Origin of the sequence: Parasphingorhabdus sp. (genome assembly GCF_036963805.1) — a bacterium.
Lineage (GTDB): Bacteria > Pseudomonadota > Alphaproteobacteria > Sphingomonadales > Sphingomonadaceae > Parasphingorhabdus.
Map to the genome: position 1 here is coordinate 804,008 of NZ_JBALUN010000001.1, position 21,584 is coordinate 825,591.

General features: G+C 50.3%; 20 protein-coding genes and 2 tRNA genes. 13 read left to right on the top strand and 9 right to left on the bottom strand.

Annotation, left to right across the window (positions count from 1 at the left end; genetic code table 11):
* The first annotated feature begins 36 nt into the window (after nucleotides 1–36).
* The 3 genes from V7676_RS03815 to V7676_RS03825 all read left to right on the top strand — a co-directional run bounded on the left by V7676_RS03815 (nucleotide 37) and on the right by V7676_RS03825 (nucleotide 1,441).
* Nucleotides 37–1,053 carry a polysaccharide deacetylase family protein gene (locus tag V7676_RS03815; protein ID WP_335658321.1) on the top strand — a complete coding sequence of 339 codons (1,017 nt, stop codon included), beginning with the start codon at nucleotides 37–39 and terminating at the stop codon, nucleotides 1,051–1,053.
* Nucleotides 1,054–1,182: 129 nt separating this feature from the next.
* Nucleotides 1,183–1,259, top strand: a tRNA-Ile gene (locus tag V7676_RS03820).
* Between the two features lie 105 nt (nucleotides 1,260–1,364).
* Nucleotides 1,365–1,441 (top strand) — tRNA-Pro (locus tag V7676_RS03825).
* A gap of 207 nt (nucleotides 1,442–1,648) precedes the next feature.
* Here V7676_RS03825 and V7676_RS03830 read toward each other — a convergent pair.
* The 3 genes from V7676_RS03830 to V7676_RS03840 all read right to left on the bottom strand — a co-directional run bounded on the left by V7676_RS03830 (nucleotide 1,649) and on the right by V7676_RS03840 (nucleotide 3,775).
* On the bottom strand, nucleotides 1,649–1,945 hold the full coding sequence (locus V7676_RS03830) for a hypothetical protein (RefSeq protein WP_335658322.1): 297 nt from the start codon (nucleotides 1,943–1,945) through the stop codon (nucleotides 1,649–1,651).
* Between the two features lie 228 nt (nucleotides 1,946–2,173).
* The gene (locus tag V7676_RS03835; RefSeq protein ID WP_335658323.1) at nucleotides 2,174–2,371 is read right to left on the bottom strand and encodes a hypothetical protein; all 198 of its coding nucleotides are present in this window, start codon (nucleotides 2,369–2,371) and stop codon (nucleotides 2,174–2,176) included.
* 3 nt (nucleotides 2,372–2,374) lie between these two features.
* Entirely contained in the window at nucleotides 2,375–3,775 is a 1,401-nt protein-coding gene (locus tag V7676_RS03840; RefSeq protein ID WP_335658324.1) for a M28 family peptidase, read from the bottom strand.
* Nucleotides 3,776–3,888: 113 nt separating this feature from the next.
* Here V7676_RS03840 and ettA point away from each other — a divergent pair, with 113 nt between their 5' ends.
* Nucleotides 3,889–5,568, top strand: coding sequence for an energy-dependent translational throttle protein EttA (ettA, locus tag V7676_RS03845; RefSeq protein ID WP_335658325.1), 1,680 nt, complete (start codon nucleotides 3,889–3,891; stop codon nucleotides 5,566–5,568).
* A gap of 154 nt (nucleotides 5,569–5,722) precedes the next feature.
* Here the strand turns inward: ettA and putP are convergent, their stop codons facing one another.
* From putP to V7676_RS03860, 3 genes are all read right to left on the bottom strand, one after another.
* Nucleotides 5,723–7,201 carry a sodium/proline symporter PutP gene (gene putP, locus V7676_RS03850; protein WP_335658902.1) on the bottom strand — a complete coding sequence of 493 codons (1,479 nt, stop codon included), beginning with the start codon at nucleotides 7,199–7,201 and terminating at the stop codon, nucleotides 5,723–5,725.
* Nucleotides 7,202–7,209: 8 nt separating this feature from the next.
* Entirely contained in the window at nucleotides 7,210–7,905 is a 696-nt protein-coding gene (locus V7676_RS03855; protein WP_335658326.1) for an NYN domain-containing protein, read from the bottom strand.
* Nucleotides 7,906–7,972: 67 nt separating this feature from the next.
* Nucleotides 7,973–8,614, bottom strand: a complete 642-nt coding sequence (locus tag V7676_RS03860; RefSeq protein ID WP_335658327.1) for a carbonic anhydrase — start codon at nucleotides 8,612–8,614, stop codon at nucleotides 7,973–7,975.
* Between the two features lie 63 nt (nucleotides 8,615–8,677).
* Between V7676_RS03860 and lipA the strand changes: the two genes are divergently transcribed.
* Together lipA and V7676_RS03870 are read left to right on the top strand one after the other, a co-directional pair.
* On the top strand, nucleotides 8,678–9,616 hold the full coding sequence (gene lipA, locus V7676_RS03865) for a lipoyl synthase (RefSeq protein ID WP_335658328.1): 939 nt from the start codon (nucleotides 8,678–8,680) through the stop codon (nucleotides 9,614–9,616).
* Nucleotides 9,603–10,091 (top strand): type II toxin-antitoxin system RatA family toxin, encoded by a 489-nt coding sequence (locus tag V7676_RS03870; protein ID WP_335658329.1) that lies wholly within the window; start codon nucleotides 9,603–9,605, stop codon nucleotides 10,089–10,091. The genes lipA and V7676_RS03870 overlap by 14 nt, the downstream gene beginning before the upstream one ends.
* Here the strand turns inward: V7676_RS03870 and V7676_RS03875 are convergent.
* From V7676_RS03875 to V7676_RS03885, 3 genes are read right to left on the bottom strand one after another with little or no spacing between them, the layout of a single operon-like run.
* Nucleotides 10,040–10,555, bottom strand: coding sequence for a CinA family protein (locus tag V7676_RS03875; protein ID WP_335658330.1), 516 nt, complete (start codon nucleotides 10,553–10,555; stop codon nucleotides 10,040–10,042). The two genes, V7676_RS03870 and V7676_RS03875, sit on opposite strands and share 52 nt — an antisense overlap.
* 14 nt (nucleotides 10,556–10,569) lie before the next feature.
* Nucleotides 10,570–11,100 (bottom strand): hypothetical protein, encoded by a 531-nt coding sequence (locus tag V7676_RS03880; protein ID WP_335658331.1) that lies wholly within the window; start codon nucleotides 11,098–11,100, stop codon nucleotides 10,570–10,572.
* Complete coding sequence (locus tag V7676_RS03885) at nucleotides 11,100–12,275, bottom strand: bifunctional 2-C-methyl-D-erythritol 4-phosphate cytidylyltransferase/2-C-methyl-D-erythritol 2,4-cyclodiphosphate synthase (RefSeq protein ID WP_335658333.1); 1,176 nt, start codon at nucleotides 12,273–12,275, stop codon at nucleotides 11,100–11,102. The genes V7676_RS03880 and V7676_RS03885 overlap by 1 nt, the downstream gene beginning before the upstream one ends.
* Before the next feature lie 79 nt (nucleotides 12,276–12,354).
* Here V7676_RS03885 and dusB point away from each other — a divergent pair, with 79 nt between their 5' ends.
* The 7 genes from dusB to hflX all read left to right on the top strand — a co-directional run bounded on the left by dusB (nucleotide 12,355) and on the right by hflX (nucleotide 21,580).
* A complete protein-coding gene (gene dusB, locus V7676_RS03890) occupies nucleotides 12,355–13,350 on the top strand; it encodes a tRNA dihydrouridine synthase DusB (RefSeq protein ID WP_335658334.1) in 996 nt (331 codons plus the stop codon).
* Nucleotides 13,350–14,423, top strand: a complete 1,074-nt coding sequence (locus tag V7676_RS03895) for a two-component system sensor histidine kinase NtrB (protein WP_335658335.1) — start codon at nucleotides 13,350–13,352, stop codon at nucleotides 14,421–14,423. The genes dusB and V7676_RS03895 overlap by 1 nt, the downstream gene beginning before the upstream one ends.
* Before the next feature lie 3 nt (nucleotides 14,424–14,426).
* Complete coding sequence (gene ntrC / locus V7676_RS03900; RefSeq protein WP_335658336.1) at nucleotides 14,427–15,845, top strand: nitrogen regulation protein NR(I); 1,419 nt, start codon at nucleotides 14,427–14,429, stop codon at nucleotides 15,843–15,845.
* Between the two features lie 83 nt (nucleotides 15,846–15,928).
* On the top strand, nucleotides 15,929–18,229 hold the full coding sequence (locus V7676_RS03905) for a sensor histidine kinase (RefSeq protein ID WP_335658337.1): 2,301 nt from the start codon (nucleotides 15,929–15,931) through the stop codon (nucleotides 18,227–18,229).
* Nucleotides 18,230–18,276: 47 nt separating this feature from the next.
* Entirely contained in the window at nucleotides 18,277–19,659 is a 1,383-nt protein-coding gene (gene ntrX, locus V7676_RS03910; protein ID WP_335658338.1) for a nitrogen assimilation response regulator NtrX, read from the top strand.
* A gap of 80 nt (nucleotides 19,660–19,739) precedes the next feature.
* Nucleotides 19,740–20,288: an RNA chaperone Hfq gene (gene hfq, locus V7676_RS03915; protein WP_335658903.1), complete on the top strand. Its 549-nt coding sequence runs from the start codon at nucleotides 19,740–19,742 to the stop codon at nucleotides 20,286–20,288.
* Nucleotides 20,285–21,580 carry a GTPase HflX gene (gene hflX / locus V7676_RS03920; protein ID WP_335658339.1) on the top strand — a complete coding sequence of 432 codons (1,296 nt, stop codon included), beginning with the start codon at nucleotides 20,285–20,287 and terminating at the stop codon, nucleotides 21,578–21,580. The genes hfq and hflX overlap by 4 nt, the downstream gene beginning before the upstream one ends.
* Nucleotides 21,581–21,584 lie beyond the last annotated feature (4 nt).

The following is a 21,584-nucleotide window of genomic DNA, read 5'->3' on the forward strand; positions in this document are numbered from 1 at the left end:
GAACCGGATAGGTTTGATTGAACAAGTGGGGCCGCAATGTTTTTAAAGGCAGGACAAGCCGCTGGCAGTTTTAACAAAAACAGCCGAGCGAAACTGCCGGATGATTTTGGTTGCCGCTTTTTAATTAGTATTGATACCGAAGAGGAATTTGACTGGGACGGCCCTTTCAAGCGGAGCGGGCATACAAATGTTTCTGTAGGTAAGCTGGAGCGTTTTCAGGAATTTGTTGAAAAATACGCGATTAAGCCGGTATATTTTATCGATTATTCCATCATTGAAAGCGACGAAGCAACCGCATTTTTGAAAAATGTCGGTCGTGCGGGTAGCGCTACGATCGGAGTTCACCTGCATCCTTGGATCAACCCGCCATTTGACGAAAAAACAAGTAATTTTAATAGCTATGCCGGGAATCTTCCAAAAGAACTCGAAGAAGCAAAAATTGTCGCGTTGCGGACTGCGATTGCGGAAAAGACCGGAACCTTGCCGATTATATATCGCGCGGGCCGCTATGGTGTCGGAGCTCATAGTATCGAGGTTTTGGAGAATCAGGGTTTCCTGATCGATAGTAGCGTGCGATCCCGCTTTGACTATTCGAATCAAGAGGGGCCCAATTTCTCTCATATAGGTCCGGAACCATTTTGGCTTAACCGGGAAAAGAACCTGCTTGAGTTACCGTTGACTAGTGTTTTTTCGGGATTGTTGCGAAAGCAAGGTGATATTTTATCATCGCTGTTCAACCGTTCATCAACCGCTGAGGCCATTCTATCAAAAACCAAAATGCTGCAACGTATTCCTTTGACGCCAGAGGGCGTATCAGCGCGGGAAGCTAAAGAAGCGATAGATATAGCCTTGGACGACAAGCTCCAGCTGCTGATATTCTCGTTTCACTCCCCATCTCTATCCGCAGGGCACACGCCTTATGTTCAGACCGATGAGGATCTAGACCTGTTTTACGATTGGTGGCGCGAAGTGATCGAGCATTTGCTGGAGCGCGGAGTATCGCCCGTTAGCGTTGAAGAACTGATCGTCGCCGCGGGGTTGGGTAACAAATAATTGCCCCGTGTTTTACAGGTCGTTCCATTTTAACAATTTATTTCGTTTCACCGCTTGCCAAATCAACTGCCTATCCGCTATCGGAGCGGACCTTGAGGATCGGTATTTCATCGAAATGCGGGTATTCGGGGGCCTGTAGCTCAGTTGGTTAGAGCTGGCCGCTCATAACGGCTAGGTCGGGGGTTCGAATCCCTCCGGGCCCACCAACCTCTTCTGAATCAGGGCGATAAGTCGTCCTTTTTCAATTAGGTTGAAAAAGAAGTAAAAACCCTTTGCTTTTCCCTAACTCACAGCTTAGGGGAAGCGCGCGTCGGGGAGTGGCGCAGGCTGGTAGCGCACCTGGTTTGGGACCAGGGGGTCGCAGGTTCGAATCCTGTCTCCCCGACCATTTTTCGGATTGAAATAAATTCGAGAAGATGGCGACCGAAAAATCCTAGATGGCGGTGGCCAAGTGGTAATGAAGGCTTATCTTCTGCTGTGGCAACGAAGCCGGTAACGACATTCTGGAAAACCAGCGAAATCGATCCGCCATAAAGCGAATATCAGCATTTCTGTTCGTAAAATAAAGGCGGCTAGTTGCTGGTCACTTATAAACTTATGCCATGACTACGGTGCGTTTGCGGTCCAGACGTTCCATCATGCTTCTGATAACGGCGGGATGGAACGTGTAATCGATCTGACAACCATATTCGTCATTTTTTTTCCATAGCAGATTGGCGGTCAGGATGTTCATACTGGGTATTTTGAGCGTTAAGCCAATGTCGGGATTGAGCCGTGCAGCGCACTCAATCTTGATGATTGTATCAGAAATGGTTGTCACCACACATGGAACATTTTCTGAATTGCTCTGTTTTACCTGTGCATCAATATGTAATGAATCGCCGTAAATCATATCTCGTTCTCCAATCACTGCAGGCCGTGAAAAGCCCGCAACGGTTATCGGTGTCTGGACCGATTATGCCAAGATAGTAGAATGCCGCCTAAAGTGAGATATCGGAAAACAGTTAATCAAGTCCATTGAATATTAACTATGAAAAAACGAAAAATAGGGTTTTTTGAAAGAGAGTTTCTATTCCGGAGTTCCTGCAACGGCAGGATTCGATTGTGTGGGCGCAATAAATCAATCGGATTCCAAGTTATCTTTCATTTCAGATTTTAGGACTTTAACCGCTTCATCGGCGGCTGCCTCCAATGATTTCGCATCGCCTTCAATCTGTTGCTCGACCGCGATTGTTGCGCCCTCGTTCTGTTCCTCCATAGGAACGTCGGAACAAGCCGCAAGCATCGCGAGACATGCAAAGGGCGTGAATTTGCGCACGGGCTATTTCCTGCTCGGCATGGTGAAATCGATATCGCTATTGGCAATGACGGAGAGCACCGTGGTCCAAGCCGCAACATTTTGGCGCATTTGTTTGGGATCAATTTTGTCCAAAGTATCGTCCGGAGTGTGGTGCAGATCAAAATAGCGCGTGCCATCCTGCTGAAGGTCAATCACTGCCAGATTATTGCTAGCGATAATATTGCTCACATCGGCCCCGCCAGTCGCTGGAGGACCGGACGAACCAATGCCCAAGGGCAAAAGGGCCTGAGCGATTTGTTTTTGCACAGTTTCGGCTCCATCTGGCAAATTAAACTCGACACGCCAGATATTGTCGGCGCCAAAATCAGACTCCATCGCGATGACGTGCTTGCTGCCTGTATGAGCCTTTGCATAGGCCTTGCCGCCCCAAAGGCCGACTTCTTCGGCACCGGCCCATAATATACGGATTGTGCGCAGCGGTTTGCCATGATCCATGATTTGTTTGGCCGCAGCGGTAACAATGCCGCACCCAGCTGCATCATCGAACGCACCCGTCGCCAGATCCCAGCTATCAAGGTGACAAGCGATGAGGATCATTCCCTTGGACGGATCGCGGCCAGTGACTTCCGCAATGATATTGCCTGACTCCTGCTCTCCAATATTTTGAGGGGTCAGCACCAGCTTCATCGCTACTGGCATTTTGGATTTTTCAGCGAGTTTCATTATCCGCTCAAGATTATCCGCATCGGGAAGCGAGAGCGCGCCCGCCGGTATCGGCTTTACACCTTCAGGGAAATTCATATTTCCGGTATGCGGATTGCGATGACTATCGGTACCGATGGACTTTATTACATAGGCCGCAGCGCCTTTTTCCGAAGCGATACCAGGGCCATTCCAGCGCACGGGGCCAAAGGCTCCATAGCCAGAGCCATCCTGCGCGCGATGCATATTATGCGTAACAAAAGCTATCTTGCCCTTCAGGCTACCATCTGGTGCTGCCTGCATGGCGGCCAGAGAATCAAAATAAACCACCTCCGCTTCTATCCCGGCGTCGCCGGTGCTGGCGCTATTGCCCAGCGCGGTCACATGAAATTTCTGAGGGTAAGGGACTGTTACTTCCGCTGTTTCCGCGCCGCGGACCCATGTCGGCATCATGAAAGGCTCGTTACGGACATTCTGAAAACCAAGCGCTTTCAGTTTCTTTACCGACCAGTCACGGGCGCGGGCCTCTGCCTCGGTTCCTGCCTGCCGCTGCCCGACTTCTGTGGTCAGGCCTTCGGTAATCTCAAAGGCCACTACGTCCTTCAAAGCCTTGTTTTGAATGGATTCCGGGTCATGCGAAACTGCAAAAGCTGCTTTGGAAAAAAGCATTGCCGCTGCTGCAATTGCGACGGGGGTGAGCAGGATGGAAGGTTTTAACATGGTAACTGCCTAACTCGCCTTTTGTCATTTGCCAATGCTCTCTTGCGAGTTGCCGTTGATTTCGCTAGGCGGTGCGAAAATCTAACCACATTGAAGTCAAAGGATACCGCCAGATGGCCGTCCAATATAGCTATGTCATGAAGGGTCTGACAAAGACCTTCCCCGGTGCTGCAAAGCCAGTACTTGATAATATTCACCTGCAATTTCTGCCCGGCACAAAAATCGCCATCATTGGTAAAAATGGTGCGGGTAAATCGACTCTGATGAAAATCATGGCCGGTCAGGATGACGAGTTTCAGGGCGAGGCATGGGCAGGCGAGAATATTCGCGTTGGCTATCTGGCTCAGGAACCGCAGCTTGACGAAAGCAAGACGGTCAAAGAAAACGTTATGGACGGCGTTCGCGAAGTCGCGGATCTTGTCGGACGCTTTAATGAAATTTCCAACATCATGGGCGACCCGCCGGAAGATGCGGATTTTGACGCGCTGATGGAAGAAATGGGCGAACTGCAGGAGAAAATCGACGCAGTCGACGGCTGGACCCTCGACAATCAGCTCGAAATCGCAATGGAAGCGCTACGTTGCCCTCCGGGTGACAGTGCGGTGACTGACCTATCCGGTGGTGAGAAACGCCGTGTGGCGCTCTGCCGCCTGCTTCTCGACAAGCCGGAAATCCTGATGCTTGATGAGCCTACCAACCACCTCGATGCCGAAAGCGTCGCGTGGCTGGAGAAACATCTCATCGACTATGCTGGCAACGTTATTCTCGTAACCCATGACCGCTATTTCCTCGACAATGTCGTCAACTGGGTGCTCGAAATCGACCGTGGTAAAGGCTTGCCGTTTGAAGGCAATTATTCCAGCTGGCTGGAGAACAAATCTAAACGGATGGCGCAAGAAGAGCGTGAAGATAAAAGCCGTCAGAAAGCGATTGATAACGAGCTGCAATGGATGCGGCAAAGCCCCAAGGCGCGACAAACCAAGTCCAAGGCGCGTATCAAATCCTTTGACGATCTGGTTGCTTCGCAGGAAAACCGCGTGATCGGCAAGGCGCAGATTTTGATCCAGACACCGGAACGCCTTGGCTCCAAGGTGATCGAGGCCAAGGGGCTGACCAAGGCTTATGGTGACAAATTGCTGTTTGAAAATCTCGAATTTTCGCTGCCACCGGGTGGTATAGTTGGCATTATCGGCCCCAACGGTGCCGGTAAAACCACTTTGTTCCGGATCATCACGGGACAGGATACACCGGATAGCGGCACGCTCGAACTCGGCGAAACGGTGAAGCTTGGCTATGTCGATCAAAGCCGCGATACGCTGGATGCGTCAAAAAACATCTGGGAAGAAATTTCCGGCGGCCATGATTTTTTTACCTTCGGTAAGAATGAAGTCCAGACCCGTGCTTATGTCGGCGCGTTTAACTTCAAGGGCACTGACCAGCAGAAGAAAGTGGGCCAGCTATCCGGCGGTGAACGCAATCGCGTCCATCTTGCCAAAATGCTGAAAGAAGGCGGCAACGTGTTGCTGCTCGATGAGCCCACCAACGATCTCGACGTCGAAACCCTGCGCGCACTCGAAGACGCGCTGGAAAGCTTCGCCGGCTGCGCCGTGGTCATCTCGCATGACCGTTTTTTCCTTGATCGGCTTGCGACCCATATTCTGGCGTTTGAAGGCGATAGCCATGTAGAATGGTTTGAAGGAAACTTCGAGAGCTATGAAGAAGACAAGCGTCGGAGACTGGGCGATGCGGCTGATCGGCCTACACGGGTGGCTTATAAGAAATTGACTAGGTGATTTTCAAAATCTGAAGCTATTGAGGTATATAGATAGACCGTTATTAATATCGTCATGCTGAACTTGGTTCAGCATCCATGTCGGCGCTGGCTGTGCTTGGGTGACACTGGATACCGGATCAAGTCCGGTATGACGAAAATATTAGAAGCAGCGATTATTCATTAGCGCTTAGATAGTGCTTGTCACCTAATAGGCTAACCGCAATAATTGCTAACAACGCAGCAACAAAACCCGGAATAATCTCGTAAACTCCCGGTCCGTCCATAAATTCCTTATTCCAGCCTATCGCGATCCACACAATCACCACCAGCGCGCCGGTGACAAGTCCGGACACCGCGCCAGCGCCAGTCATCCGCTTCCATGTCAGTGACAGCAAAATCAGCGGTCCGAACGCTGCGCCAAATCCGGCCCATGCGTTGGAAACGAGGCCCAGAACCTTGCTATCCGGATCGCGCGCGATGAAAATCGCGACCAGCGCCACCAAGGCGACAGCAAGCCGCCCGACATTGACAGTTTCCCGTTCGCTGGCATTTTTGCGCAGGAACAGGCGGTAGAAATCCTCGGTCAATGAGCTGGAAGAGACGAGCAATTGCGAGCTGATCGTGCTCATGATCGCCGCGAGCAACGCGGCTAAAAGGAAGCCGGTAATCAGTGGATGAAACAATGTGTTAGCGAGCAGAATGAAGATGGTTTCGGGATCCTCGAGCACCAGCCCGTTCATCTCGACATAGGCGCGCCCCGTGACGCCGACGCCGATCGCGCCGAGCAATGCCACGCCCATCCAGCTCATGCCGATGGTCCGCGCTTTTGCGACGTCGGGGATCGAGCGGATCGCCATAAACCGCACGATGATATGTGGCTGACCAAAATAGCCCAGGCCCCAAGTTATCGCCGAGAGAAAGCCGATTAAGGATAGTCCAGCGGTTAGGCTGAGGAAATTTGGGTCGATGGTGTTAAGTTGGCTGGTGACAGCGCTAATTCCGCCATTGTCGGTCGATACGACGATTGGCATCAGCACCAAAGCGACCACCATGATGCAGCCCTGAACAAAATCGGTCAGGCTAACCGCGAGAAAGCCCCCAACCATCGTATAAGCAAGCACGACGCCCGCAGTCATCCATATGCCGAGCATATAGTCGCTCATGCCGGTCTGGCCGAACATGCCGGCGAAGCTGGTCTCAAACAATTTGCCGCCTCCGACAAGGCCGGCTGCGGTATAGACGGCGAAGAACAGGACGATGATGACCGCCGAGGTCACCCGCAGGGCTAGTGCCTTGTCGGGAAAGCGATTGGCCAAAAATTCAGGGATGGTGAGGGCGTTGCCCATTTTTTCCGTCTGTTCGCGCAGGCGCGGCGCTACGACGATCCAGTTGACCAAAGCACCAACGAATAGCCCGATACCGATCCACACTTCGACCAGACCAGCTGCATAAAGCGCACCAGGAAGGCCGAGCAATAGCCAGCCCGACATATCGGAAGCACCCGCGGAGAGTGCCGCCACCGCAGGATGAAGATTGCGGCCTCCCAGTAAATAGCCTTCGCTACTATCAGTGGATTTACTCCAAGCGTAAAAGCCAATGGCCAACATTAGAATGAAATATAGGGCGAGTGAAATTAAGGCTCCGGTTTGCATAACAGACTCTATCGCAACCTTTTCACCCAAACACCACCACCTTCGCGGCGCTGGACGTCGAAAATGGAAACGGTGTCAAACATATCAACCAATTTGGTAAAACCATAGTTGCGGACATCGAAGCTGGAACGGTTGCCCGCAATTTTCCCGACTTCACTAAGGCTTGCGAAGCCTTTTTCATCTCGGTTGCTGGCCATATAGGCATCGATCAGAAGCTTCAGAAGCTCGTCATCAACCTTGCCGCCAACGTCGGTCACTTCCGTTTTAATCAGCACATCAACATCAATAAACCGGCTACATGCTTGCCGGAATCCTTCGGGTGTCTTGGTGCTGCCGAATCCGTAAACCGGAATGCCATCTTGGCGAATACGCATGGCCAGCGGCATGAAATCGCTGTCGCTGCTCATGATCCCGAATCCGGTGACATTGCCGCGAAACAATAGGTCCATCGCATCGATGGTCATCTTCATATCAGTGGCATTTTTGCCTTTGGTAATGTCAAATTGCTGTTGGGGTTCGATGCCATATTTATGCAAAATGTTCGCCCAACCTTTCAACGAAGGCTTGTTCCAATTACCATAGGCACGACGGATATTCACGGTGCCTAGTTCTGCAAGGGCAGTTAAAACCGGATCTATTCCGGCATGGCTGGCATTATCTGCATCAATTAACAGGGCAATATTGTCATTGTGTGATTTTGTCATGGTCCCCTTGATGAACTTGGCATAGCGTGGCTTCAAGGAGAAAAACGGATTTTCCTTCTGACGAGCCCTATTCTACGACCGAGAACGTATCATTCTGTTCATCCAGAACATGCAGCTTGCCGCCGGAAATTGCGAACCATGCGCCGATGAGCTTTATCGATCCGTCGGCTTCTTTTTCCTGTATGCACGGGAAAGTACGTAAATTGGCAAGACTGGTCTTAATGCCTTCATGTTCCATAGCTAGTTGCGCGGCATCACTACTCAAATCTCCATGATCATGGACAACTTTTTCTCGCGCATCATCTAGTAAGGTGATCCAGTCGGCGATGAATCCGCCTTTACCGGGAGGCATGTCCTTCATCTGTTCGGAAAGGGCGGCAGCACAACCGCCACAGCTGCCATGCCCCATGACAACCACTTCCTCCACTTTCAGAAACTGGACAGCAAATTCCAAGGCTGCAGAAACACCATGCTGACCGGGAGTTGTTTCAAAGGGTGGCACCAAGGCCGCCACGTTCCGAACGACGAATGTTTCACCCGGATTAGTGTCAAAAATCTGGGTGGGATCAACGCGGCTATCGCTACACGCGATAATCATCACCTTGGGGCTTTGGCCTTCTTTTAATTGATCCCAGCGTTCCCGCTGCATTTTCCAATGTTTGGAACGAAAGCGGCGATAGCCGTCGAGCAAGTCAGTAAAATTTGTCATATTTGCTCCATAACACCGACTAAAGGGGTGGCAAGACAGGTTTTCTTGTCCTATTCGATAGAAATGAATGAAATCACAAAAATACCACCGCTTTCAGGGCAACCTGTTCGTCAACGCAAGCCAGACTGGATTCGCGTAAAAGCGCCGATGGGCAAAGCTTTTGAAGAGACCCGCAAGTTGATGCGGGAACATAAACTCAACACGGTTTGTGAAGAGGCAGCATGCCCGAATATCGGTGAATGCTGGACCAAGAAACATGCGACGGTTATGATCTTGGGTGATGTCTGCACGCGGGCGTGTGCTTTTTGCAATGTAAAGACAGGCATGCCCATGCCGGTGGATGTGTTGGAACCCCAGCATACCGCGGACGCGGCCGCTAAATTGGGGCTGGAGCATATTGTTATCACGTCCGTGGATCGTGACGATTTACCTGATGGCGGCGCAAGCCAATTTGTAAAAGTTATTGAGGCGCTGCGCCGGACAACTCCCAAAACAACTATAGAAATTTTGACGCCGGATTTCCGGAACAAATCGGAAGCAGCAGTAGAGGCCATCGTTGCGGCACGACCCGATGTGTATAACCACAATCTGGAGACTGTTCCGCGGCTTTATCCTAATATCCGCCCCGGTGCGCGCTATTATGCTTCGTTGCGTCTTTTGGAACAGGTTAAACGGCTCGATCCGTCGATCTTCACCAAATCCGGCATCATGCTCGGCTTGAGCGAGCAGCGGTTGGAAGTGCATCAGGTGATGGATGACATGCGATCAGCCGACATCGATTTTTTGACCATGGGTCAATATCTGCAACCCACGCCCAAGCATGTGAAGGTTGATGAATTTATCAAGCCGCAGGCTTTTGATGCTTATGCATCCATCGCACGGGCCAAAGGGTTCTTGTTGGTCGCTTCAAGCCCGCTGACACGGTCGAGTTATCATGCCGGCGATGATTTTGCGAAAATGCGTCAGGCGCGTGAGGAAAAACTGGCCCGTGCCGGCGCATAGGGAAACGCGTGAGCTTCCTTACAGCGCAACGCAGATGTTTGAGCTGGTTGCAGATGTCGGGCGTTACGAAGAATTTCTGCCTTGGGTTGTGGGCACGCGTATTCGCTCCGACAGTGAAACCGAAATGATTGCCGATGTAATCGTCGGCTTTAAAGGCTTGCGTGAACAATTTGCGTCGCGCGTTCTGAAAGATGTCGACGGCCGATCAATCGAGGTGGATTATCTCGACGGACCGTTGAAGCTATTGCATAATGAATGGATGTTTCGCGAACGGGGTGGGGGCGGAAGCTATGTCGATTTCTATGTGGAATTTGCCTTCAAGAACCGCGTCTTCGAAAAACTGGCCGGGCAGGTATTTGCCAAAGCCTTACATAAAATGACCAGCGCTTTTGTTGAGCGTGCCGGGGAAATTTATGGCAATAATTATTCGGAATTATCGGGTAGTAATAGTTCCAGCGCAACCAACGCCGCCTGAAGCCGGATATCGGCCCGGCTTTTGTCGGTACCGAAATCATGACGATCGGCCACGACATCATCGATGTCCTTGTTTTTTTCTGCTTTGGCGAAAACCACTGTTCCTATAGGCTTCTTCTCGGTTCCACCATCGGGGCCAGCCACTCCGGTAATCGCCACAGCCACATCACAACCTGATCTTTCCAATGCACCTTGCGCCATGCCCCAGGCCACCGCAATAGATACGGCTCCAAAAGTGTCGAGCATATCATGGCTGACACCGAGCAGTTGATGCTTGGATTCGTTCGAATAGGTGTTGAACCCGCAATCGAAAACATCGCTGCTGCCAGCAATTTCGGTTAGAGCTGCGGCAACGAGTCCGCCTGTGCAGCTTTCTGCCACAGCGATGCGGCGTCCTGCTTTGCGATTGGCATCGATAACTTTCTCAGCCAAATTGACGAGCTTTTTGGGCAATAGATTTTGCATGGGGCCCCGCTAGCCTATCCGATAGGTGCTTTGCAAATGTTGAAAGGGTCTTTCTTGCCTTCGCTATCTTTATTACTGCCCAATTGCGCTAACATAACGGTGAGGCCAGCAAGATTTGCTGTCGGCAAAGGTGCCAGTAATCCGTAAACTTTATCAATTGTCGGGCAATCCTTTGACTTTATTTCTTGTGCAAGCATCGTAGGAATCATGGCATCAACAAAAGGACGCAAAGCATTTATATCCATATTTTCCGGCAAATCCTGTCCAACTAATAGGCGGATTGCCGTGCTTGCTTTTGGCCATGCTTGTTGGGAATCCGCTTTATATCGTTCCATCTGAACCGAGTCACTTTTCAGTAAAAGCGAGCCAGAGGGCAGGCTGGCAGAACATTTATTTCTCACCGCACCTAAAGCAGCGGGCAAAATATAGGTTATCAGCGATTCTGCTGTTTCAGACGAAATACATTGTTTGGCTTCGGCAGCCTGTAGTGACGTGGCGCTAACTAGGGCCATCAAGGCCGTGGCGGCTGATATTTTTCTCAACATTATTCTTGCTCCATCGTAATTGTTGCGATTGCCTGCGCTGCGATACCTTCTCCGCGTCCGGTAAAGCCCAGGCTTTCAGTGGTTGTCGCTTTGACGCTGACCTGACTGACCGAAATATCAAGAATATCAGCTATATTTTGTCGCATCGCTTCCCGATGCGGTTTGATTCTCGGAGCCTCGCAGATCACTGTCATATCGACATTGTTAATGCGGCCACCTTTCTCTTTGATGACCGATGCAGCAAATGCGACAAATTTATCCGACGATGCGCCGCGCCATTTGGGATCAGAGGGTGGGAAATGGTCGCCAATGTCCCCCGCTCCAGCCGCGCCTAATAGCGCATCGGTCAAGGCATGGAGCAGCACATCAGCATCGCTGTGTCCGGCAAGTCCCTTGTCATGCTCTATTTTCAACCCGCCCAGCCAAAGTTCCTCGCCAACGGCCAGTTGATGGACATCAAAGCCCATTCCAGTGCGTATCTGCATAATTTTCTGTTCCGATAACTCGGCAAAGTCATCTGCTGTAGTATACTTTTTTAAGGCTTCATCGCCTTCGACAATCGCAATCTCATACCCGGCCGCTTTGAATATTTGTGCGTCGTCGGTAGCATCTTTGTCAGCAGGCCAACGCTCATGGGCTTCAATCAGTTTTTCGAAATCAAAGGCTTGAGGTGTTTGTACGCGCCAAATTTTACTCCGGTCCAGCGTTTCCCGTGCATATCCTTCCGCAATTTTTATCGCCGTATCGATAGTGGGCAGTACGGGAATTGCTGCTGATTCGCGGGCAATCGATGCGACAAGCCTGTCGATCACTACATGCGATAAATATGGCCGCGCAGCATCATGGATCAGGACATTCTTTCCGCCCCCAGCGGCAGCAATGGCCATCAACCCATTACGGACACTATCTTGCCTTGTCGCTCCACCGATGACTATTTCATAGTTGGACAAGCCATCCAGAGCCTTAATTAATTCCGCTTCCTGACCGGAACCGATAACGATCCAGAGCCTGTCAATATCCTTATGGTCCAAAAAGCATGTGGCGCATCGCCGGACCATTGGTTGGCCGTCCACCGGTGCAAATTGCTTTGGCCGCCCCAATCCGGACCGTTCACCTTGGCCAGCGGCGACAATCAGGGCATGATTTTGTTGGGCAGGGGCGGTAGAATCACTCATCGGAACTGATCTAGCCCAGTCCCTTCTTGCCTGCCAGCCGCTTTGACGATAAAGGCTGCTTAAATTTTAGGCATATGACATGATATTGAAACCCATCTCGATTGATAAAATCACGATAAACAGCCCGGTATTGCTGGCGCCGATGACCGGCGTTACTGATTTGCCGTTCCGCAAATTGGTGCGGCGCTTCGGTTCAGGTTTGAACGTGACCGAAATGATCGCGAGTCAGGCGATGATTCGTGAGACGCGCCAATCTTTGCAGAAATGCGCGTGGGACCCAACGGAAGAACCGGTCTCTATGCAGTTAGCCGGTTGTTCGCCAGAAGCGATGGCTGAAGCAGCCAAGCTTAACGAAGACCGCGGTGCCCAGATTATCGATATAAATATGGGCTGTCCGGTAAAAAAGGTCGTCAATGGTGATGCAGGTTCCGCTTTGATGCGGGATTTGCCGCTTGCAGCCGCACTTATCAAGGCGACAGTCGCTGCTGTTAACGTGCCAGTGACCGTAAAAATGCGTATGGGCTGGGACCATAGCAGCCTAAACGCACCGGAATTGGCTCATATCGCGGAAGACTTGGGTGCCAAGATGATCACGGTTCATGGAAGAACGCGTTGCCAGATGTACAAGGGCAGCGCCGACTGGACCTTTGTGAAACAAGTGAAAGATGCGGTTTCCGTCCCCGTCATCGTCAATGGCGATATCTGTACCCTTGATGATTGCGAACGGGCTTTGACAGAAAGCGGCGCTGATGGCCTGATGATCGGGCGCGGCGCTTATGGAAAGCCTTGGCTACTAGGGCAGGTCATGCACTGGTTTGAACACGGCACCACATTGGCTGACCCGGATATCCAGACTCAATTTGCGGTTCTGGAAGAACATTATCGTGCCATGCTCGATCTTTACGGAGAAGATATTGGCGTAAAGGTCGCCCGCAAACATATTGGCTGGTATACCAAGGGATTGCCGGGATCAGCGGATTTTCGTAATCAAGCCAATAAAGAGATGGATGCATCAAAAGTTCTCAGCATGTTGCAGGATTTTTACGCGCCTTGGCTCGATAAAGCGGCCGCCTGATGGCTGATTTACCGTCGGCGGAACAGATATTTGCCGGCTTGCCTGATGCATTGTTGATCATCGACGATAATCATAAAATCGTGAAAGTGAATCCCGTCGCCGAAAGTTTTCTGGGGCAAAGCGCAAAACATTTGATCGGCGAACATATCTCCAGTCAGATTCATTTTCATGATGAGCGGTTGGTGAGCGCTTTGACAGACATCGCAGCAAATGTCGCCGCTCGGTGGGTCTTAATTTCCCTAAAGGGAAGGGAGGCAGGTTTAGTGAATTTCGATATTCATAGCTTGCCGGCAGACCAGCGATGGAGAATCGTTTCTATTGCGCCGTTGCCTGCAAACGGGCCTGCCCTTGATCAAGTGCAAGGGGAGCAGGACCAATTTTCCATCCGTGCACCGGATATATTGGGGCATGAAATTAAAAATCCGTTGGCTGCAATAAAAGGTGCGGCGCAATTGCTGGATCGATCTTTAAACGACGAACAAAAATCTTTGACACATATGATTAAAGGGGAGGTGGAGCGGATCGCAAATCTGCTTGACCGGATGCAAAGCCTTTCAACAAAACAGCCAGCAAAGGTGGAAGCGGTTAATGTTCATTCACTGATTGACCGTGCCAGAAGATCGATTGAAACAGCTTGCAATGGCGATCTAAAAATCCGGGATCAATTCGACCCGTCATTGCCGGACGTCCTGGTAGATCCGGATGCGATGATGCAAATTTTGACTAATTTGTTATCCAATGCCGTTGATGCGACCAAAAATGTCGAAAAGCCGGATATTCAGGTGATAACGCGTTATAGTTTCGGTGCGGCTCTTTCCATCCATGGGCCTAAACACATGCTACGCCTTCCGGTCGAAATCATTGTCAGGGATAACGGGGCAGGCGTACCGACGGAGTTGGAACATGACATATTCTCACCATTTGTTTCGACTAAACGAGAAGGTCAAGGGTTGGGTCTGGCATTGGTCCGAAAGCTGATCAACGATATGAACGGGCGCGTAAAATATGTCCGGCCCAGCGATGCATTATTTACTCAATTCATTCTGTTTTTGCCGATAGCGGCACAAGGATAGGTTATGGCGAAGCAAACCATATTACTCGTAGAAGACGATCCATCTGTCAGCCATATTATTTCGACCGCTCTGAAGGCCGAAGGCATGGCGGTGGACAGCTGTAAAACCGTGCCCGATCGAGACGCTTTTTTGGCCAGCGGCAAATATGATTTGTTGATCACAGATGTTGGCTTGGGTGAAGAAGATGGCATTGCCACTTTGGACGCGGTCAAGGCCCGTGATCCCGACTTACCAATCATAGTCATCTCGGCACAAAATACTTTGAATACAGCAGTGCGTGCATCAGAAACCGGAGCATTTGAATATTTCCCGAAGCCCTTTGATCTCGACGAACTTGTCGAGGTTGTGCAACAAGCTATGAAACCACGGAGCGAGGGGCTCTCTACGGAAGATATGGAGGAAGATAATCTTCCATTGGTCGGCAGAAGCCCGGCGATGCAAGAAGTCTATCGCATGATCGCCCGGCTATTACGGAACGATCTTTCGGTTTTGATATTGGGAGAATCCGGAACGGGTAAAGAACTGGTTGCCGAAGCAATCCATAATTTAGGCCATCGTAAAGCAGGGCCGTTTATAGCTGTTAATATGGCTGCTATCCCCACGGACCTGATCGAGGCCGAACTATTTGGCCATGAAAAAGGCGCCTTTACCGGTGCGGTGAGCAGCGCAACTGGTAAGTTTGAGCAGGCCCAAGGGGGAACGCTCTTCCTCGACGAAATTGGTGACATGCCGATGCACGCCCAAACGAGGCTACTACGTGCGCTGCAATCAGGTGAAATTAACCGGGTCGGCGGCAAGGGGCTGATTAAATTGGATGTTCGCATTGTCGCTGCGACCAATCAGGATTTCGTTCGTCTGATCGAAGAGGGTAAGTTCCGGGAAGATCTCTATTATCGCATCAATGTTGTACCGATCGAACTTCCTCCCCTACGGGACCGTGCGAGTGATGTTGCGGCATTAGCGAACCATTTCCTAAATTTGGCGGCGTTAGAAGGATTACCCAAAAAGCTATTGACGAACGAGGGGGTGGAACTGCTGTCCCGCCACGGTTGGCGCGGAAATGTGCGGGAGCTCAAGAATGTCATCTATCGCCTCGTTGTTACCGCGCGCGAGGAAGAATTATCGGAAACAGCGATAAGGCAAATTTTGCATTCGCAGCAGGGGGATGATCAAGATCAAGCAGCAGGGACAGGTTTTTCCGATCGCGTAAAATCGATTGTCGGTGACTTGATGCAGGATAACGGGAATGGAAGTTCTCTTTACATCCGGGCATTGGAAAAATTTGAAAAACCAATGCTGGAAGAAATATTGCGCAAAGCCAATGGGAACCAGATAAAGGCTGCCCAAATCCTCGGAATCAACCGGAACACCCTTCGTAAAAAGCTGACCGAATATGAGATTGATCCAATCCGGTCACGTTAAACTGATTATTTCATACGCCAAAGCGTGATATATTTGAGACATTAGTGCTTTTTTTACAACGAAACTGTTGTATCAATAGCACAATGAATGCACCGCAGCCTTCTTTGGAAAAACGGTCACCGGCATGGCTCCGCCGCCTTTCGCTGCTTGCCGAGAATGACAGGGCGATGAAACGGGTCGAATGGGCCGTTATAGTCCTTTTTCTGGCGATGGGCATAGGCACCTATATTTTATTAAACTCTCAATCCGGAAAAACCGATTTTATATCACCGCCCTTAACTGCCGTATTGCTGGTCGCTAATCTTATCCCGGCCATCATATTATTGGTGTTACTGGGGCGCCGTATGGCCAAAGGACGGGCGGCCAAATCGGCAGTCGGCAGCAGCGGCCGTTTGCATGTCCGGCTTGTGGCACTATTCTCCCTGGTTGCCAGCATCCCGATGTTGTTGGTTGTAATTTTTGCGTCGCTTCTTTTCCAATATGGTGTCGAATTCTGGTTTTCCGACCGGGCTCGCGGGATGCTAGAAAATGCGAACAGCTTGGCACGCGGATATTATGATCAAAATCGGAGAGACGTTGGCGAAGAAACAATCACTATGGCCAGTGATTTACGGAGTTTCTTGACAGAGAAGGGGATTGATCACCCGGAATTTGCAGAAAATTATTCCTTTCAGGTACTGACGCGCAAATTAAATGAATCAGCGATCATCCAATACGGCGAAGATGGCGTCGCGCGTACCGCTGCGGCTGTTAATCCGGACAATAGCGATCCAGCTCCCAAAATTACCGAAGATATAATCAAGCAACTTATGGCTGGCCAAAATTACGTTGTGACTGCCAAAGCGAACAAGATTGAAGCGGTAACTGCGCTCGACTTGGACTCGCAGGTCTTTCTCTATGCGGGCCGTGATTCCGACATGTTGGCGCTTAGCCAATGGGAGCGTGCGCAATCTGTTCTTCAGGATTATGATAATCTCTTCACCCGGTCACGTAGCTTGCAGTTGCAATTTAATATTGCCTTGTTCGTGGTGTCGCTGTTCATTGTTGGCCTAGCTCTATGGATTGCGCTAGCAGTCGCCGACCGGATGGTGCGCCCTGTGGGAGAACTCGTTCAGGCGGCCAAACGTATCACGGAGGGAGATCTCGCAACCCGTGTACCGTCGCCTATTGAAAAAGACGAGATAGGCACGTTGGGGCGGGCATTTAACCGCATGACGGAACGGTTGGAGACCCAGACAATGGCTCTGATAACCGCAAACGAACAATTGGGCAGCCGCCGGGCCTTTATAGAAACGGTTCTCGAATCGGTAACTGCAGGGATTATCAGCCTCGACCAAGACGGGTTGGTACGCCTGATTAATTCCCGGGCACAGGCGCTGCTTGCTAAACAAAGCGATAATCTGCTCGGGAATCAGATTTCGGATATTGCTCCTGAATTTGCCGAGTTGCTTAACGAAGGTGTTGAAAACACGATCATCCAATTTTCTTCGGGTAACGAACTTCGAACGTTGGAAGTGAAAATCGTCAGAGAGTCTTCCGGCTATGTCATAACCTTCGAAGATATAACCCAGCGCCTATTGGATCAGCGCCGCGCGGCCTGGTCCGACGTCGCACGCCGGATCGCACATGAGATCAAGAACCCGTTGACCCCCATTCAGTTAGCGGCAGAGCGGTTACAGCGGCGTTTTGGTAAAAATATAGGCGAAGGTGCCGCGATCTTCTCTCAACTCACCGAAACTATTGTCCGGCAAGTGGGTGATTTGCGCAATATTGTCGATGAATTTTCTTCCTTTGCCCGCATGCCAAAACCAGTTTTTCGGAACGAGAACCTAATTGATATCGTCAAGCAGGCAGTTTTCCTTCAGGAGGTGGCGCAGCCAAAAATAAAATTCCGGTTTGAATCAGAAGGTCCAGAACTTTCGTTGGTTTGTGATCGTCGGCAGTTGGGGCAGGCCCTCACCAATATTGTAAAAAATGCTGTTGAAGCTATTGAACAAAAGGCAGCAACCGGTGATGATTTCTCTTTAGAAGATGGGCAAATATGCATGCGTGTCCATCGCAGTGCCGATAACGTCGAAATTCAATTGGATGATAACGGTATTGGTCTACCCGCAGAGCGGGAAAGAATTGTCGAACCCTATATGACCACCCGGGAAAAGGGGACAGGTCTAGGGCTGGCCATCGTGAAGAAAATTATCGAGGAACATTTCGGTAATATTGATTTCACCGATTCTTGCCTAGCGGAACAGGGCGGCGGGACGAGAGTGACGATAAGCCTAAATCCGGTAAAACTTGCGCGTTTGGATGAGGGCTACCTGTTGCAAGGCGCGGATGCGGACAAGCCGCAAAATAGTGGCAATGACATTGTCATTGCCCAATGGTGATCGTTTCACTCAAACAGAAAAATTACCCCCAAATTAGAGGTCGAAAAATGGCGTTAGATATTCTCATTGTTGATGACGAACCGGATATTCGGGAGCTAATATCCGGCGTGCTTGAAGATGATGGCTATGAAACCAGAGTGGCCGGAGACAGCGATTCAGCATTGGCTGCGGTAAAAGAACGAAAGCCGTCTTTGGTTCTTCTAGACGTATGGTTGAGAGGATCTCGTCTGGACGGTTTGGAATTGCTGACAGAGATCAAGAAAATAGACCCTCGACTGCCCGTCATCGTCATTTCCGGTCACGGCAATATTGATACGGCGGTCGCGGCTATCGGTCAGGGTGCGGTAGACTTTATCGAAAAGCCGTTTGAAGCCGAACATTTAATGCATCTCGTTGCGCGGGCCACAGAGACGGAAAGTTTACGCCGAGAAAATGAAATATTAAAGGCGCGGGTCGGATTCGCGGACGAGCTTACCGGCAACAGCGCATCTTTAAACGCGGTCCGCGCTACACTGAAACGCGTTGCTGGTACGGGCAGCCGTTTACTTATTTCTGGTCCTGCTGGCGTCGGTAAAGAGGTCGCTGCCCGCCTCATGCATAATTGGAGCAAGCGAGCCAATGCGCCATTTGTGACGATTAGCGCCGCGCGCCTGTCGCCGGAAAGCGTCGAAGAAGAGCTTTTCGGAACGGAAAAAAGCGGCGTTGTTGAAAAAATCGGCCTTATGGAAGAGGCTCATGGCGGAACGTTGTTTATCGATGAAGTGGCAGATATGCCGCTAGATACGCAGGGTAAAATTTTACGTGTTTTAACTGAGCAGAGTTTCGTACGTTTGGGTGGCAGCCAGCGTGTCAAAGTCGATGTGCGGGTGGTATCCGCAACGTCGCGCAATCTCGAAGAAGAAATTCAGGAAAAGCGTTTTCGGGAGGATTTATTCTACCGTTTAAATGTTGTGCCGGTGGAAATTCCCCCGCTGAACCAGCGACGCGAAGACATTCCTACATTGGTGGAACATTATTCTGCCCGATTTTCTGCCGATCAGCGTCTAAACCCACCGGAAATTTCAGTCGAGGCTATGGCGGCGCTTCAGGCTTGCGATTGGCCAGGCAATGTTCGGCAACTGCGGAATGTTATCGAACGAACAATCATATTGGCACCAAAGGATAAATTTGACAGAATAGAGATAGAGATGTTGCCACCTGAAATATTGGGCAATGATGATGATCTTGATCAGGGCGTTGCCTCACTTATGGGATCTCCCTTGCGCGAAGCACGAGAAAGCTTTGAGCGGGAATATCTCAAGGTCCAGATTCGGAGGTTTTCCGGTAACATATCAAAAACAGCTAATTTTATTGGAATGGAACGGTCGGCATTGCACAGAAAGCTCAAAATTCTGGGACTTGCGGCGAAGAAGAAGCAGGGCGTAGAATAAGTGCTGAAGGATTGCTGTTGTAGCTTGGCGTTCAAGCTCATATATATCGACGTGTCGGTCTCCCCTAAATTATAGTACCGATAGTAAAAACCCCTGTCTGTGGCCGTTGTGCCGCCAAGAACCGGAAGTCAAATATGACCGATAAATCAAATAACTTGCAAGATCTCTTCTTAAACTCTCTTCGTAAATCTAAAATTCCTGTCACAATGTTTCTGGTCAAAGGTGTCAAATTACAAGGTATCGTGACTTGGTTCGATAATTTCTCGGTGCTGTTGCGCCGCGATGGCCAGTCTCAATTGGTCTATAAGCATGCTATTTCTACAGTCATGCCGTCGCAAAACCTTGATATGGCACCTTTTAATGAATTAATGGATCGTGCCAAAAACAAAAATGGTGTGTTGCAGGAAGTGTTTTTGACCGCTGTGCGGGATAGCAGCGATCCGGTGACAATGTTCCTGGTAAACGGCGTGATGCTTCAGGGGGATATCGTAGCTTATGACCTTTTCTGCATATTGCTGGAACGCGAAGGCCAGACGCAGTTAGTTTACAAACACGCGACGTCAACGATCCAGCCAAGTGGAAACATAAATCTGGCCGATTATAATAATGCGGATGATGCCGAGCATTGATCCCATTTGAGAAAAAAGAACTGGACGGGACCGAAGACAAAGCCGTCATTGTTCATCCCGACATGGGTTTGCTGGGCCAAAATGCCTTGGAATATCGGTTGGAGGAAGCGATCGGGCTTGCTCTGGCAATCGGTCTCGAAACGACATCGGCTCGATATTTCAAGGTTCGCGCTCCTAAGGCAGGGACGCTATTTGGTTCAGGCCAAGTTGATCAGATCAAAACAATATTAGCGCAAGAAGACGCAAATATTTTGATTGTTGATGGCACATTAACCGCGATTCAGCAGCGTAATCTCGAGGAATATATTAAGGTTAAGGTCATTGATCGGACCGGTTTGATTCTGGAGATTTTTGGTGCCCGAGCGGCGACCGCCGAAGGCCGGTTGCAGGTGGAACTGGCCCATCTTGATTATCAAGCGGGCCGTCTGGTACGTAGTTGGACCCACTTGGAACGGCAACGTGGCGGTTTTGGTTTCCTCGGCGGACCGGGTGAGACCCAGATCGAATCTGATCGCCGGATGATCCGCGACCGTATGGCAAAATTGCGCAAGGAATTATCCCACCTTCGCAAAACTCGTACACTTCATCGGTCACGCCGTCAAAAAGCCCCTTGGCCGGTGATTGCTCTGGTCGGCTATACCAATGCCGGAAAATCCACCCTCTTCAATCGCTTAACCGGCGCAGATGTGTTTGCAGAAGATCTGCTATTTGCGACGTTGGACCCCACGATGCGGCAGTTCTCATTACCGGGTTACGATAAGGCCATTATTTCTGACACAGTTGGCTTTGTGTCCGATCTCCCTACCCAGTTGGTTGCCGCGTTCCGTGCGACACTCGAAGAAGTCACGGCGGCCGATGTGATTATCCACGTTAGAGACGTTTCTCATGCATCCAGTGACGCGCAGGCTCATGATGTAGAGCAAATCCTGTTGGAATTAGGCGTTGAGATGGCAGAGGGGGAGGGTACCCCGATCATTGAAGCTTGGAACAAGATTGACTTGATCGATCTGGATGATCCAGACGGAATTAGATTGCCGCAACATCTTCCTGATAATGTTTGCCTTATATCAGCCGCGACAGGACAGGGCATTGATGAGTTGGTGGAGATGGTCAGCGTAAATCTGTCGCATAACCATGATACTGAAACGATCAAATTACCATTGTCAGATGGAAAACGTCTCGCATGGTTGCATGAAAATGGTCGTGTTATGGAATCGGAACAGGAAGATAGTGACGTGAAGCTCACTGTACAAATGTCGCACCGCAATTGGGGACGGTATCACGCGCTTTAAATTA